This is a genomic window from Streptomyces sp. WAC05374 (assembly GCF_004353505.1).
In the GTDB taxonomy this organism is placed as follows: Bacteria; Actinomycetota; Actinomycetes; order Streptomycetales; family Streptomycetaceae; genus Streptomyces.
Genome location: NZ_SMNQ01000007.1, coordinates 196202 through 210225 on the forward strand (window position 1 = coordinate 196202; position 14024 = coordinate 210225).

Consider the following 14024-nt stretch of genomic DNA (forward strand, 5'->3'; position numbering starts at 1 on the left):
CGTACGCGGCCGTGGTGGAATTGGCAGTCACGCTGGGTTTAGGTCCCAGTGGGGTAACACCCGTGAGGGTTCGAGTCCCTCCGGCCGCACAGGACGACGAAGGGCCGTCCCCGCTTCCCGGGGGCGGCCCTTCGTGTGTGCGGGGCGGGCCTCAGCCGACCAGTTCGCGGATGACCGGGACCAGGGCGCGGAAGGCCTGGCCGCGGTGGCTGATGGCGTTCTTCTCCGCCGCGGTCAGCTCGGCGCACGTGCGGCTGTCGCCGTCGGGCTGGAGGACCGGGTCGTAGCCGAAGCCGCCGCTGCCGGCCGGGGCGTGGCGCAGGGTGCCGCGCAGGCGGCCCTCGACCACGCGCTCGGTGCCGTCCGGCAGGGCCAGGGCGGCGGCGCAGGCGAAGTGGGCGCCGCGGTGTTCGGGGGCGATGTCGGCGAGCTGGGCGAGCAGAAGCTCCAGGTTCGCCCGGTCGTCGCCGTGGCGGCCCGACCAGCGCGCCGAGAAGATCCCGGGGGCGCCGCCGAGGACGTCGACGCACAGGCCGGAGTCGTCGGCGACGGCGGGCAGGCCGGTGGCCCGGGCGAGGGCGTGGGCCTTGAGGAGGGCGTTCTCCGCGAAGGTGACGCCGGTCTCCTTGACGTCGGGGATCTCGGGGTAGGCGTCCGCGCCGACGAGGTCGTGGTCGAGCCCCGCGTCGGCGAGGATGGCGTGCAGTTCGGTGATCTTCCCGGCGTTGCGGGTGGCGAGGATCAGGCGGGTCATGTGCCCAGTATCTACGGGGTGCAGACCTTGCCGATCTCGGTGGCGGCGTCGGTGACGGGCTTGATGTCGGGGGTGGTGTCGCCGTTCTCGACGGCGGTGCGGACACTGTCGACACCCATGCCGAGGTCGTCGACGGCCTTGGACAGGTCGGCGTTGTCCGTCTTGTCCTTGAGGCTGTCGAGCTCCTTGTCGATCTCGTTGAGCGACTCGTTCAGCCGGGTGGGGTCGTCCGTGGCGGAGGAGACGGCCTGGCTCAGCTTGTCGACGCTGGTGGCGATGGCGTCGGCGGCCTGGACGCAGTCCATGGCCTTGTCGAGGGCGCCGCAGCCGACCGCTCCGGTGAGGGCGAGCACTGCGGTGGCGGCGGCGAGGGCGGCGGTACGACGACGGCGCATGGAACGGGTCCTCCCGAGGGCTGCGGACGGGCGTACGGTTCGGCCCGTACGCCCGTACTCCTTCAGACGCCGACGAGGGCCCCGGCGGTTGCCGGGCCTCTCGGCCGAAGAGGGCTAGAGCGTGATGCCCAGCGCGTCGCGCTGGAGGGCGGCGAGGTCGGCGCAGCCGCCGGTGGCGAGGTCGAGCAGGGCGTTGAGCTCCTTGCGGTCGAAGGGCTCGGCCTCGGCGGTGCCCTGGACCTCGACGAACCGGCCGTCGCCGGTGCAGACGACGTTCATGTCGGTCTCGGCGCGCACGTCCTCCTCGTAGCGGAGGTCCAGCAGCGGCGTGCCGTCCACGATGCCGACGGACACGGCGGCGACGGTGCCGGTCAGGGGCTTGCGCCCGGCCTTGACCAGCTTCTTTCCCTGCGCCCAGGCGACGGCGTCGGCGAGGGCGACGTACGCGCCGGTGATGGCGGCGGTGCGGGTGCCGCCGTCGGCCTGGAGGACGTCGCAGTCGAGGACGATGGTGTTCTCGCCGAGCGCCTTGTAGTCGATGACGGCCCGCAGGGAGCGGCCGATCAGCCGGCTGATCTCGTGCGTACGGCCGCCGATCTTGCCGCGTACGGACTCGCGGTCGCCGCGCGTGTTGGTGGAGCGCGGCAGCATCGAGTACTCGGCGGTCACCCAGCCCTCGCCGCTGCCCTTGCGCCAGCGCGGGACGCCCTCGGTGACGGAGGCGGTGCAGAAGACCTTGGTGTCGCCGAAGGAGATGAGGACGGAGCCCTCGGCGTGCTTGCTCCATCCGCGTTCGATGGTGACCGGGCGGAGCTGTTCGGGGGTGCGGCCGTCGATTCGAGACATGGCACGAGCCTAGTCGCCCGTGCGTGAGGGGCCCGTTCCGGTACCGGAACGGGCCCCTCACGGGTGAGCGGTCAGCTCACATCATGTCTTCGATCTCGGCGGCGATCGGGTCGGCGTCGGTGCCGATGACGACCTGGATCGCGCTGCCCATCTTGACGACGCCGTGGGCTCCGGCGGCCTTCAGCGCGGCCTCGTCGACCAGGTCCGGGTCGTTGACCTCGGTGCGCAGGCGGGTGATGCAGCCCTCGACCTCTTCGATGTTGTCGATGCCGCCGAGCCCGGCGACGATCTTCTCAGCCTTGCTGGCCATGTCTCTCTCCCTGCGTTCAAAGGCCGTTCCGGAGCACTGAGCGCTGCTCGGCCCACCTAGGTCTTTCGTCACGGTAACGCACGGTTGGCCCATCTTCGCGGGCGCATTACCCGGTTGTACCGAAGGATGACGATCACCAGCGCCCACGATATCGCAACTGGTCTACACCAGTCTCGCCCAGGAGACCAGGAGGACGCCGATGAGCTCCGACAGCGCGGCCCCGTCGAAGCCGGCACCGAGGCAGAAGCGGTGGACCGGCCTCTTCCAGGGGCTCCAGAAGATGGGCCGCAGCCTCCAACTGCCCATCGCGGTACTGCCGGCGGCGGGCATCCTCAACCGGCTGGGCCAGCCGGACGTCTTCGGCGCCGACGGCGCGGGCTGGGACGACGTCGCCAAGGTGATGGCGGGCGCGGGCGGCGCCCTGCTCGACGCCGACCTGGGCCTGCCGCTGCTGTTCTGCGTGGGCGTGGCGATCGGCATGGCCAAGAAGGCGGACGGTTCCACCGCGCTGGCCGCCGTCACGGGCTTCCTCGTCTACCGGGGCGTGCTGCGCGCGTTCCCCAAGGACTGCCCGGCGGGCACCACCGACGTCAACGGCGGGTGCCTCGGCGCGGACGACACCTTCGTGGCGTACACGTACCAGAACCCGGGCGTCTTCGGCGGCATCGTCATGGGGCTGTTCACCGCCTACTTCTGGCAGCGCTACCACCGCACCAGGCTGGTGGACTGGCTGGGCTTCTTCAACGGCCGCCGGCTGGTGCCGATCATCATGTCGTTCGTGGCGATCGCCTTCGCCGTGGTGTGCCTGTTCGTCTGGCCCCCGGTCGGCGACGCCCTGGAGGACTTCAGCGACTGGCTGGTCGGCCTCGGGGCGTGGGGCTCCGGTCTCTTCGGCGTCGCCAACCGCGCGCTGCTGGTGATCGGCCTGCACCAGTTCCTGAACGTGCCGGTGTGGTTCCAGTTCGGTACGTACACCAAGCCGGACGGCACGGTGGTGCACGGCGACATCAGCATGTTCCTGGCGGGCGACCCGGACGCCGGGCAGTTCACCACCGGCTTCTTCCCGATCATGATGTTCGCCCTGCCGGCGGCCGCCCTGGCCATCACGCACTGCGCCAAGCCGCACCGCCGCAAGGAGGTCGGCGGGCTGATGCTCTCGGTGGCGCTCACCTCGTTCGTCACCGGCATCACCGAGCCGATCGAGTACTCGTTCCTCTTCATCGCCCCGGCGCTGTACGCGGTGCACGCCCTGCTGACCGGAGTCTCGATGGCGGTGACCTGGGCGTTCGGCGTCAAGGACGGCTTCAGCTTCTCGGCGGGGCTGATCGACTACGTCATCAACTGGGGGCTGGCGACCAAGCCCTGGCTGATCATTCCGATCGGTCTGGCCTTCGCGGTCGTCTATTACGCGATCTTCCGCTTCGCGATCACGAAATTCGACCTCAAGACGCCGGGCCGGGAGCCGGAAGAGGCGGAGACGGACGTCACCAAGCCGTAGCGCGCACGGGGACCAGCGGCGTTATCAAATCGCAAGTTCCTTATCTAACGCTCACCGTGCTACAACAGGTCTACACCACTACTGGTGTAGACCACGCGGCGCTGCCGCGCTTCCTTGAGACGCCGCCGTCCCCCATTTGATCATGCCAGGCGGCGCCTTGCCCACCTGGAGGAACTTGATGTCCACGGCCAGCGCCGCCCCCGCGGCGGAGAAGAAGAAGGGCGCGGGCGTGATGTCGGTCATGCAGCGCATCGGCCGCAGCCTCATGCTGCCGGTCGCCGTGCTGCCGGCCGCCGCGCTCCTGGTGCGTTTCGGTCAGCCCGACATGCTCGGCCGGGAGTCCTTCCCGACCTTCATCACCAAGATCGCCGGTTACATGGCGGCCGGTGGCGGTGCCCTGCTGGACAACATGGCGCTGCTGTTCGCCGTCGGTATCGCGATCGGCTTCGCGAAGAAGTCCGACGGTTCCACGGCCCTGGCGGCCGTGACCGGCTACCTCGTCTTCAAGAGCGTGCTCGGCACCTTCACGGACAGCAGCCTGCCCAAGAAGGAAGCCATCGTCGACGGCAAGATCGTCATGGTCGAGCAGGCGGTCGACGCCAAGGTGCTCGGCGGCGTGGTCATGGGCATCATCGTGGCGCTGCTCTACCAGCGCTTCTACCGGACCAAGCTGCCGGACTGGCTGGGCTTCTTCGGCGGCCGGCGCCTGGTCCCGATCCTGTCCGCCTTCGCCGGCCTGGTCACCGGCATCGTCTTCGGCCTCATCTGGCCGTGGCTGGGCGCGGGTCTGCACTGGATCGGTGAGAGCCTGGTCGGCTCCGGCGCCGTCGGCGCGGGCATCTTCGGTGTCGCCAACCGCGCGCTGATCCCGGTCGGCATGCACCACCTGCTCAACTCCTTCCCGTGGTTCCAGGCCGGTTCCTACGAGGGCAAGAGCGGCGACATCGCGCGCTTCCTCGCCGGTGACCCGACCGCCGGACAGTTCATGACCGGCTTCTTCCCGATCATGATGTTCGCCCTCCCGGCGGCCTGCCTCGCGATCGTGCACTGCGCCCGCCCCGAGCGCCGCAAGGTCGTCGGCGGCATGATGTTCTCCCTCGCGCTGACGTCCTTCGTCACCGGTGTCACGGAGCCGATCGAGTTCACCTTCATGTTCATCGCGCCGGTGCTCTACGCGATCCACGCCGTGCTCACCGGTGTCTCCATGGCGCTGACCTGGGCGCTGGGCATGAAGGACGGCTTCGGCTTCTCGGCCGGCGCGGTGGACTTCGTCCTCAACCTGGGCATCGCCTCCAACCCGTGGGGCCTGGCCCTGGTCGGTCTGTGCTTCGCGGCGGTCTACTACGTGGTCTTCCGCTTCGCGATCACCAAGTACAACCTGCCGACGCCGGGCCGCGAGTCCGACGAGGAGCTGGCCGAGCTCCAGAAGGCCGAAGCCAAGTAACACGCGTACGGAAAAGGAAGGCCCCCGGCGACGCCGGGGGCCTTCTTTCTCATACCTCGTACACGGCGCCCGCGTGCGCGAGCTCCGACGGGCCGTCGTACACGGCCCGCGCGTCCGCCAGGTTCCGCTCGCCGTCCGTCCACGGCGGGATGTGCGTGAGCACCAGCCGCCCCGCCCCCGCCCTGGCCGCGTGCGCACCCGCCTCGCGGCCGTTGAGGTGCAGGCCCGGGATGTCCTCCTTGCCGTACGTGAAGGACGCCTCGCACAGGAACAGGTCCGTACCGGCCGCGAGCGTGTCGAGCTCGTCGCAGACGCCCGTGTCACCGGAGTACGTGATCGACTTCCCCGCGTGCTCGACGCGGATGCCGTACGCCTCGACCGGGTGGCACACCTTCTCGGTGCGCACCCGGAAGGGGCCGATGTCGAACGCGCCGGACTTGAGCGTGTGGAAGTCGAACACCTCGCTCATCGACGTGTCCGACGGCGTGTCCGCGTACGCCGTGGTCAGGCGCTGCTCGGCGCCGTCGGGGGCGTACACGGGGATGGCCGGGCAGCGGCCGCCCTCGTGCCGGTAGTAACGCGCGACGAAGTACCCGCACATGTCGATGCAGTGATCGGCGTGCAGGTGGCTGAGGAAGATCGCGTCCAGGTCGTACAGACCGATGTGGCGCTGCAACTCGCCCAGGGCGCCGTTGCCCATGTCGAGGAGCAGCCGGAAGCCGTCGGCCTCTACGAGGTAGCTCGAGCAGGCCGATTCCGCGGACGGGAACGACCCCGAGCAGCCGACGACGGTGAGCTTCATGGAGCGTGAACCTCCGAGGACGGGAGCCGGGCAGGCGCTGACAGGGGAGGTCGTGCGGTTTACCGAGCGTAAGGCGCGGCGGGCCGCGTCGCTCCTTCGCGGTGGCCCCTTGTGGTCGAACTCACCCGCGCTGTCACCGGTTCGGGCGGGTAGCGTCCGAAGGTATGGACACGTCCTGGTGGCCGGCGCTCGGCGCCGTCGTGGTGATCGCACTGGTCGCGGCGGCGAGCGACGCGTCGGGGCGCGGCCGCCGTCCGGGTGGCCGGACCCGTCCGCCGGCCCGGCCCGGCCGGCCGGCGGGACCACGGCCCCGGGCGGGCGAGATCTGGTGGGCGGACGTGCCCTACGAGGACGGTCCCGGCTCCAAGGACCGTCCCTGCCTGGTGCTGGCGGTACGCGGGGACACCGCGCTCGTCGCCAAGATCACCAGCCGCTACCGGGACGACCGGCCGGGCGTGATCGCCCTGCGCCCCGACGCCGTGGGCGACGCGCGGGGGCGGCCGAGCTTCCTGGAGACGGACGAGCTGCGGGACGTCCCGGTCCGGCGCTTCCGCCGCCGCGCCGGGCGGGTGGACCCCCTGGTCTGGGACCGGGTGCGCCACCTGTCGGCCTGACGGCGGGCCGCCCCCGGCGGGGCCGCGGCCCTACGCCCAGAGCTGGCCCTGGAGGGTTTCGATGGCTTCCTCCGTCGTCGCGGCCGTGTAGACGCCCGTCGACAGGTACTTCCAGCCGCCGTCGGCCACGACGAACACGATGTCCGCGCTCTCGCCCGCCTTGACCGCCTTCCTGCCCACGCCGATCGCCGCGTGCAGCGCCGCGCCCGTCGAGACGCCCGCGAAGATGCCCTCCTGCTGGAGCAGCTCCCGGGTACGGGTGACCGCGTCCGCCGAGCCGACCGAGAAGCGGGTGGTCAGCACGGAGGCGTCGTACAGCTCGGGGACGAAGCCCTCGTCGAGGTTGCGCAGCCCGTAGACGAGGTCGTCGTACCGGGGCTCGGCGGCGACGATCCTCACGTCCGGCTTGTGCTCCCGCAGGTAGCGGCCGACGCCCATCAGGGTGCCCGTGGTTCCCAGGCCCGCCACGAAGTGCGTGACGGACGGCAGGTCCGCGAGGATCTCGGGCCCCGTCGTCGCGTAGTGGGCGCCCGCGTTGTCCGGGTTGCCGTACTGGTAGAGCATCACCCAGTCGGGGTGCTCGGCGGCGAGCTCCTTGGCGACCCGTACCGCCGTGTTGGAGCCGCCCGCCGCCGGGGACGAGATGATCTCGGCACCCCACATGGCGAGCAGGTCGCGCCGCTCCTGGGAGGTGTTCTCGGGCATCACGCACACGATGCGGTAGCCCTTGAGCCGGGCCGCCATCGCCAGCGAGATGCCCGTGTTGCCGCTGGTCGGCTCCAGGATGGTGCAGCCGGGCGTGAGCCGGCCGTCCTTCTCGGCCTGCTCGATCATGTGCAGGGCCGGGCGGTCCTTGACCGAGCCGGTGGGGTTGCGGTCCTCCAGCTTGGCCCAGATGCGCACGTCCGCCGACGGGGACAGGCGCGGGAGCCGGACGAGCGGGGTGTTGCCGACCGCGGCGAGGGGCGAGTCGTAGCGCATCAGCGCATTCCGCCGGCCACGGCCGGGAGGATCGTCACGTTGTCGCCGTCGGACAGCTTGGTGTTGATGCCCTCCAGGAAGCGGACGTCCTCGTCGTTCAGGTAGACGTTCACGAACCGGCGCAGCTCGCCACCGTCGACGATGCGCTCCTGGATGCCCGCGTGCCGGGTCTCGAGGTCGGCGAAGAGGTCGGCGAGGGTGTCCCCGCTGCCCTCGACGGCCTTGGCGCCGCCGGTGTAGGTGCGGAGGATGGTCGGGATGCGGACCTCGATGGCCATGGCGTGGGCTCCTGTCGGAAGGGTGGGTCGCGAAGAAGGCAGGCGTGCTGGGTGCGCACGGACGGATGCGCACGGCGGTGCGGGGTGGGGCCGGGTCGTACCGGGAGTGCCGGGGACGGTGCTCAAACGGCACGGCAGCGCGGACACATCGCGCTGGCGAGGCGGCACAGGTCGACGTGCAGCCGCGCCACGAGCAGCACGGTGCCCGGCGTCTGTTCGCTCACGTCGATGGAAACCATGCGGTCATCGTATCGATTCCCGGTCCGCCATTCGGAGTGTGATCTCGCATGATGGACGATTCACGCTCACGAGCCGAGACGGATCACTCAGTAGGCGTCGACGACCTGGACCTCTTCCTCCGTGATCTCGCCCTCGACGATCCGGAACGACCGGAACTGGAACGGTCCGGCGCCGTCCGTGTCGGCCGTCGAGACCAGCACGTAGTGCGCGCCGGGCTCGTTGGCGTACGACACGTCCGTGCGGGAGGGGTACGCCTCGGTCGCGGTGTGCGAGTGGTAGATGACGACGGGCTCCTCGTCGCGGTCGTCCATCTCGCGGTACAGCTTCAGCAGGTCGCCCGAGTCGAACTCGTAGAACGTGGGCGAGCGGGCGGCGTTGAGCATGGGGATGAAGCGCTCGGGGCGGCCGGAGCCGGCCGGGCCCGCGACCACGCCGCACGCCTCGTCCGGGTGGTCCTCGCGCGCGTGCGCGACGATCTGGTCGTACAGGGCCCGTGTGATGGTCAGCATGCGCATCAGGATAAGCAGACGGGCCCGCCCGTACCGAGGGTCGGTACGGGCGGGCCCACATGGTGGACAAGCCACCGGAAACTACCGCTTGAACGAGGCGCTCTCCGGGTTCCGGGACTTCAGGACCAGGTACGAGACGCCGAGCAGCAGGGCCCACAGCGGGGCGCAGTACAGGGAGACCCGCGCACCCTCGTCGATGCCCATCATCACGATGACCATGCCGATGAACAGCAGGGCGAACCAGCTCGTGAACGGCGCGCCGGGGGCCTTGAACTCCGACTCCGGGGCCTCACCGCGCTTGACGGCGGCCCGGTAGCGGATCTGCGAGACCAGGATCATGATCCAGGCCCACATGCCGGAGATGGTCGCGAAGGAGACGACGTACTCGAAGGCCTTGCCGGGGGCGACGTAGTTGATCCACACGCCCACGAGCATCAGCGCGGCCGAGAAGGCGGTGCCGATCAGCGGGGTGCCGGACTTCGTCAGCCGGGTGAAGATCTTCGGGCCCTGGCCGTTGAGCGCGAGGTCGCGCAGCATGCGGCCGGTGGAGTACATGCCCGAGTTGCAGGAGGACAGGGCGGCGGTGAGCACCACGAAGTTGACGATCGCGGCGCCGATGCCGAGGCCCATCTTCTCGAACGCGGCGACGAACGGCGAGACGCCCGGCTGGAAGTGCGTCCACGGCACGACCGACAGGATCATGATCAGCGCGCCGACGTAGAAGACGGCGATGCGCCACGGGACGGTGTTGATGGCCTTCGGCAGGGTGACCTTCGGGTCCTTCGACTCACCGGCGGTGACGCCGACCAGCTCGACCGCGAGGAAGGCGAACATCACGATCTGGAGGGTCATCAGCGTGCCGCCGATGCCCTTGGGGAAGAAGCCGCCCTCGGACCAGAGCATCGTCATGGAGGCGGTGTCACCGGCGTCGGAGAAGCCGATGGTGAGGATGCCGGCGCAGATCAGGATCATGCCGATGATGGCGGTGACCTTGATCATCGAGAACCAGAACTCGAGCTCGCCGAAGAGCTTCACGGAGATCAGGTTCGCGCCGAAGAGGATGACGGTGAAGGCCAGGGCGGAGATCCACTGCGGGATGTCCCACCAGTACGTCATGTACGTGGCCGCGGCGGTGACCTCGGTGATGCCGGTGACGACCCAGAAGAGCCAGTACGTCCAGCCGGTGACGAAGCCCGCGAAGGGTCCGACGAACTCGCGGGCGTACTCCGCGAAGGAGCCCGAGACGGGGCGGTACATGAGCAGCTCGCCCAGTGCCCGCATGATGAAGAAGATGACGAGGCCGGCGATGGCGTACGCCAGGATGAGGCTCGGTCCGGCCTTGGAGATGGCCTTGCCGGCGCCGAGGAAGAGCCCGGTGCCGATGGCTCCGCCGATCGCGATCATCTGGATCTGGCGGGCCCCGAGGCCCCGCTGATAGCCCTCACCCTCGCCGGATGCGGCCCCCGCGGCCTCACTGCCGTCGTGCTGCTTGTCGACCTGCACTGAGGTCATGGTTGTGCGCCTTTCTCCACGCTGATCCGCGTCGCTCGCACGGGACTGTGCGTGACCGCGGATCAGGTCCTGATCCCCCCGGATATGGATGGAGTGCCGCCGGCGGTCCGCCGGCCGTAGCGCACCCGGGCACAGGGGTGGCGTCCCCGGGCGATCGTGAAGATTTATCACGATTTCGACAGTGATCACGGACAGTTACTGTGACGGACCACACAAGGAGAAGCGGACAAAGCAATCACCAGCCCCCCAAAACAGGGCGGGCTGGTGATCCGATCGTTATACGGATTTGAGCGTCCGCTGAGCGAACGAAGGTCACATGAGGGTCTCGACCAGGGTCTCCTGGAGGGCACCCAGCCACAGGTACGCCATGACCATCGGCTTGCGCGGATCGGAGTCCGGGAGCCGGTACAGCGCCTCGTTCTCGTCGTCGTCCCTGACCTCCAGCCGCGTGCCGATGGTCAGCCGGAGGTCGTTGAGCGCGCCGAGCCACCGGCGCGACTCCTCGGCGGTGAGCTTCAGCACCGCGCCGCCCTCACCGGCCGCGCTCAGTCCGTCCAGGCTCCGTACGACGGCGAGGGCGTCCTCGCGCTTGCGGGCGCGCAGGTCGTTCTCCGTGTAGCGGCGGAACTCGGCGGAGGCGGCGCGCAGCTCCTCGTCGCCGTCCTCGTACGCGTTGGGGAACAGGCGGGCCAGCGCCGGGTCGGCGGGCGGCTCGCTGGGCCCCTCGCGGAACAGCTCCGCCAGCGGGTCCTCGCCCTTGGGCGGCACCTCGCCGGGGCCGATCAGCTCCAGGAGCTGGACGGCCAGGGAGCGCAGGATGGAGATCTCGACCTCGTCGAGCGGTACGGCCGCGCCGCCGCCGGGCAGCGCCTCGAAGTGCCCGCTCATCAGGTGCGGTCCTGGGAGAGGGTCGCCCACAGTCCGTAGCCGTGCATGGCCTGCACGTCCCTCTCCATCTCCTCGCGGGTGCCGCTGGAGACGACGGCCCGGCCCTTGTGGTGCACGTCCAGCATCAGCTTGTGCGCCTTGTCCTTGGAGTAGCCGAAGTACGCCTGGAAGACGTAGGTGACGTAGCTCATGAGGTTGACCGGGTCGTTGTGGACGATCGTCACCCAGGGCACGTCGGGTTCGGTGACGGCGAAGTTCTCTTCGGCCGGCTGGGTGCGTTCGATCTCTGCGGGAGCAACACTCACTTAGCCAATGCTGCCACTGAGGGTGGGGGGTCGCACAAACGGGGCGCGCACGGGGCGGGGGACGGGTGTTCGGGGGCACCCGGAGGAAATCGTCACTCTGACGAGTATTCGGGGGTAGCATCGTCGTATGAATGCTGCGGATCTTGGGCTGCCGGTGGACGTGCCGTCTACCGCGCTCTTCACCGACCAGTACGAGCTGACGATGCTCCAGGCGGCACTGCGGGGCGGCACGGCCGACCGGCGGTCGGTCTTCGAGGTCTTCACCCGCCGGCTTCCCGAGGGGCGGCGCTACGGCGTCGTGGCGGGCACCGGACGCGTGCTGGACGCCGTGGAGAACTTCCGCTTCGACGCGGGCGTCCTCGGCTTCCTGCGCGAGCGCGGCATCGTCGACGAGCCGACGCTGGCCTGGCTCGCCGAGTACCGCTTCGGCGGCGACATCTGGGGCTACCCCGAGGGCGAGGTGTACTTCCCCGGCTCGCCGGTCCTGCGGGTCGAGGGCTCCTTCGCCGAGTGCGTGCTGCTGGAGACCGTGATCCTGTCGATCCTCAACCACGACTCGGCGATCGCGGCCGCCGCCTCCCGGATGTCCGCGGCCGCGGGCGACCGGCGGCTGATCGAGATGGGCGCCCGCCGTACGCACGAGCTGTCGGCGGTCGCCGCCGCCCGCGCCGCGTACGTGGGCGGCTTCTCGTCCACCTCCGACCTGGCGGCCGGGTTCCGCTACGGCATCCCGACCGTCGGCACATCCGCGCACGCCTTCACCCTGCTCCACGACACCGAGCGGGACGCCTTCCGCGCGCAGGTGGACTCCCTGGGCCGGGGTACGACGCTGCTCGTCGACACCTACGACGTGGCCGAGGCCGTGCGTACCGCCGTGGAGATCGCCGGGCCCGAGCTGGGCGCGGTGCGCATCGACTCCGGTGACCTGCTGCTGGTCGCGCACCGGGTGCGCCAGCAGCTCGACGAGCTGGGGGCGCGCGACACGCGGATCGTCGTCACCTCGGACCTGGACGAGTACGCGATCGCGTCGCTGGCGGCGGCGCCGGTCGACGCGTACGGCGTCGGCACGCAGCTCGTGACCGGCAGCGGGCACCCGACGTGCTCGATGGTCTACAAGCTGGTCGCGCGGGCCGAGTCGGCGGACCCGAGGGCGCCGCTGCGAGCGGTGGCCAAGAAGTCGCTCGGCGGCAAGATGTCCGTCGGCGGCCGCAAGTGGGCGGCGCGGCGCGCGGACGCGGACGGGGTGGCCGAGGCGGAGGTCGTCGGCACCGGGCCGGTGCCGGCGGAGCTCGCGGACCGGCAGTTGCTGGTGGAGCTGGTCAAGGGCGGCGACGTGGTGGCGCGCGAGCCGCTGGACGCGGCGCGGGAGCGTCACATGGCGGCGCGGGCGGGGCTGCCGATGTCGGCGGTCCAGCTCTCCCGGGGCGAGGCCGTCATCCCCACCGAGTACGTCTGAGGCGCGGCCCGGCGGGAGTGGGGTGCCCCCTCCCGCCGGGCCGGGTAAGTCTCTAGGCTCGGACCCATCCCCGGAACCGCGTCCGAACGCCCGACCGACCGCTCCCCCACCGAAGGACTACCGCCATGCACCGCGCACTGATCGTCGTCGACGTACAGAACGACTTCTGCGAGGGCGGCAGCCTCGCGGTGGCGGGCGGCGCGGACGTCGCCGCCGCCATCACGGACCTGGTCGGCGAGGCCGCCGGGGCCGTCTACCAGCACGTGGTGGCGACGCGTGACCACCACGTCGACCCGGGCGACCACTTCTCCGACCGGCCGGACTACGTGAACTCGTGGCCCCGGCACTGCGTGGCCGGTACGGAGGGCGTGGGCTTCCACCCGAACTTCGCGCCGGCGGTCGCCTCGGGCGCGATCGACGCGGTGTTCGACAAGGGGGCGTACGCGGCCGCGTACAGCGGGTTCGAGGGCACCGACGAGAACGACGTCCGGCTGGCCGACTGGCTGCGGGAGCGCGAGGTCACCGAGGTGGACGTGGTGGGCATCGCCACCGACCACTGCGTGCGCGCCACCGCCCTGGACGCGGCCCGTGAGGGGTTCCGCACCCAGGTGCTGCTGGACCTGACGGCCGGTGTCGCGGAGGAGACCACGGAGCGGGCCCTGAAGGAGCTGCGGGACGCGGGCGTCGACCTGACGGGCAAGCCGGTCGTCTGAGCCCGTACGCCGGCCGCCCGGGGCCCGGCGCTACCAGGGCGTGCTCGGGGCGCCCCAGGCGCGGGACTGGGGCAGCAGGGCGCGGATGGGGCGCCACAGCTCGGTGTGGGACTCCGGGACCGTGCGCCAGAGCAGGCCGTCGGGGTGGTGGAGCACCGCGGTGATCTCGTCCGGCGTGGGCGGGTGGGTGTTGCCGCGCAGGTAGACCGCGCGCAGCCCCAGGTTCCGCAGCCGGGTCAGGGCGCGGGCGCGGTTCGCGGCGTGGACCAGGACGCGGACCGTGGAGCCGTCGCCCACCGGGCTGGGCAGACTCAGCGCGACCACGACCTTGCCTCCGGGCAACTTGGTGAAACCTCCACCGGGCATGCGGTACCACTCCCCCGTGAGATGGTGTGTCAATAAGAAAGGGTCACCACGCACCTAAACAGAATCGGCCGCCGCCCGCTAGGGGGCGACGGCCGATCATGGTCTGACCTGCG

General features: G+C 70.4%; 18 protein-coding genes and 1 tRNA gene. 6 read left to right on the forward strand and 13 right to left on the reverse strand.

The features are described 5' to 3' along the window. Nucleotides 1-5 precede the first annotated feature (5 nt). A tRNA-Leu gene (locus E2B92_RS16690) sits at nt 6-89 on the forward strand. Nucleotides 90-151: 62 nt separating this feature from the next. Here E2B92_RS16690 and rdgB read toward each other — a convergent pair. The 4 genes from rdgB to E2B92_RS16710 form a co-directional block, all read right to left on the reverse strand. Next, nucleotides 152-754 (reverse strand): RdgB/HAM1 family non-canonical purine NTP pyrophosphatase, encoded by a 603-nt coding sequence (gene rdgB / locus E2B92_RS16695; protein WP_126887458.1) that lies wholly within the window; start codon nt 752-754, stop codon nt 152-154. 11 nt (nt 755-765) lie between these two features. Continuing rightward, the gene (locus E2B92_RS16700) at nt 766-1149 is read right to left on the reverse strand and encodes a hypothetical protein (RefSeq protein WP_126887457.1); all 384 of its coding nucleotides are present in this window, start codon (nt 1147-1149) and stop codon (nt 766-768) included. A 114-nt stretch (nt 1150-1263) separates the two neighbouring features. Beyond that, a complete protein-coding gene (rph, locus tag E2B92_RS16705; RefSeq protein ID WP_126887456.1) occupies nt 1264-1995 on the reverse strand; it encodes a ribonuclease PH in 732 nt (243 codons plus the stop codon). A 76-nt stretch (nt 1996-2071) separates the two neighbouring features. Continuing rightward, a complete protein-coding gene (locus tag E2B92_RS16710; protein WP_126887455.1) occupies nt 2072-2305 on the reverse strand; it encodes a glucose PTS transporter subunit EIIB in 234 nt (77 codons plus the stop codon). A gap of 199 nt (nt 2306-2504) precedes the next feature. Here E2B92_RS16710 and E2B92_RS16715 point away from each other — a divergent pair, with 199 nt between their 5' ends. Both E2B92_RS16715 and E2B92_RS16720 read left to right on the forward strand, forming a co-directional pair. Further along, nucleotides 2505-3803: a PTS transporter subunit EIIC gene (locus E2B92_RS16715; protein WP_126887454.1), complete on the forward strand. Its 1299-nt coding sequence runs from the start codon at nt 2505-2507 to the stop codon at nt 3801-3803. A gap of 178 nt (nt 3804-3981) precedes the next feature. Next, nucleotides 3982-5247 carry a PTS transporter subunit EIIC gene (locus E2B92_RS16720; protein WP_126887453.1) on the forward strand — a complete coding sequence of 422 codons (1266 nt, stop codon included), beginning with the start codon at nt 3982-3984 and terminating at the stop codon, nt 5245-5247. Nucleotides 5248-5296: 49 nt separating this feature from the next. Here the strand turns inward: E2B92_RS16720 and E2B92_RS16725 are convergent, their stop codons facing one another. Further along, complete coding sequence (locus E2B92_RS16725) at nt 5297-6049, reverse strand: MBL fold metallo-hydrolase (protein WP_126887452.1); 753 nt, start codon at nt 6047-6049, stop codon at nt 5297-5299. A gap of 164 nt (nt 6050-6213) precedes the next feature. Here E2B92_RS16725 and E2B92_RS16730 point away from each other — a divergent pair, with 164 nt between their 5' ends. Beyond that, complete coding sequence (locus tag E2B92_RS16730) at nt 6214-6663, forward strand: type II toxin-antitoxin system PemK/MazF family toxin (RefSeq protein ID WP_126887451.1); 450 nt, start codon at nt 6214-6216, stop codon at nt 6661-6663. 30 nt (nt 6664-6693) lie between these two features. Here the strand turns inward: E2B92_RS16730 and E2B92_RS16735 are convergent, their stop codons facing one another. The 7 genes from E2B92_RS16735 to clpS form a co-directional block, all read right to left on the reverse strand. Then, on the reverse strand, nt 6694-7644 hold the full coding sequence (locus E2B92_RS16735) for a PLP-dependent cysteine synthase family protein (protein ID WP_126887450.1): 951 nt from the start codon (nt 7642-7644) through the stop codon (nt 6694-6696). Further along, nucleotides 7644-7922, reverse strand: coding sequence for a MoaD/ThiS family protein (locus tag E2B92_RS16740; RefSeq protein ID WP_126887449.1), 279 nt, complete (start codon nt 7920-7922; stop codon nt 7644-7646). The genes E2B92_RS16735 and E2B92_RS16740 overlap by 1 nt, the downstream gene beginning before the upstream one ends. 122 nt (nt 7923-8044) lie before the next feature. After that, a complete protein-coding gene (locus E2B92_RS33975) occupies nt 8045-8161 on the reverse strand; it encodes a putative leader peptide (RefSeq protein ID WP_312846082.1) in 117 nt (38 codons plus the stop codon). 87 nt (nt 8162-8248) lie between these two features. Then, complete coding sequence (locus E2B92_RS16745) at nt 8249-8671, reverse strand: Mov34/MPN/PAD-1 family protein (protein ID WP_126887448.1); 423 nt, start codon at nt 8669-8671, stop codon at nt 8249-8251. Between the two features lie 81 nt (nt 8672-8752). Beyond that, the gene (locus E2B92_RS16750; RefSeq protein WP_126887447.1) at nt 8753-10183 is read right to left on the reverse strand and encodes an amino acid permease; all 1431 of its coding nucleotides are present in this window, start codon (nt 10181-10183) and stop codon (nt 8753-8755) included. Nucleotides 10184-10495: 312 nt separating this feature from the next. After that, entirely contained in the window at nt 10496-11071 is a 576-nt protein-coding gene (locus E2B92_RS16755) for a DUF2017 domain-containing protein (protein ID WP_126887446.1), read from the reverse strand. Beyond that, nucleotides 11071-11376 (reverse strand): ATP-dependent Clp protease adapter ClpS, encoded by a 306-nt coding sequence (gene clpS, locus E2B92_RS16760; RefSeq protein WP_126887445.1) that lies wholly within the window; start codon nt 11374-11376, stop codon nt 11071-11073. The genes E2B92_RS16755 and clpS overlap by 1 nt, the downstream gene beginning before the upstream one ends. 127 nt (nt 11377-11503) lie before the next feature. Between clpS and E2B92_RS16765 the strand changes: the two genes are divergently transcribed. Then, entirely contained in the window at nt 11504-12832 is a 1329-nt protein-coding gene (locus E2B92_RS16765; RefSeq protein ID WP_126888732.1) for a nicotinate phosphoribosyltransferase, read from the forward strand. Nucleotides 12833-12957: 125 nt separating this feature from the next. Next, a complete protein-coding gene (locus tag E2B92_RS16770; RefSeq protein WP_126888733.1) occupies nt 12958-13545 on the forward strand; it encodes an isochorismatase family protein in 588 nt (195 codons plus the stop codon). A gap of 30 nt (nt 13546-13575) precedes the next feature. Here E2B92_RS16770 and E2B92_RS16775 read toward each other — a convergent pair whose 3' ends face one another. Further along, on the reverse strand, nt 13576-13911 hold the full coding sequence (locus E2B92_RS16775) for a hypothetical protein (RefSeq protein WP_126888734.1): 336 nt from the start codon (nt 13909-13911) through the stop codon (nt 13576-13578). Nucleotides 13912-14024: the final 113 nt, after the last annotated feature.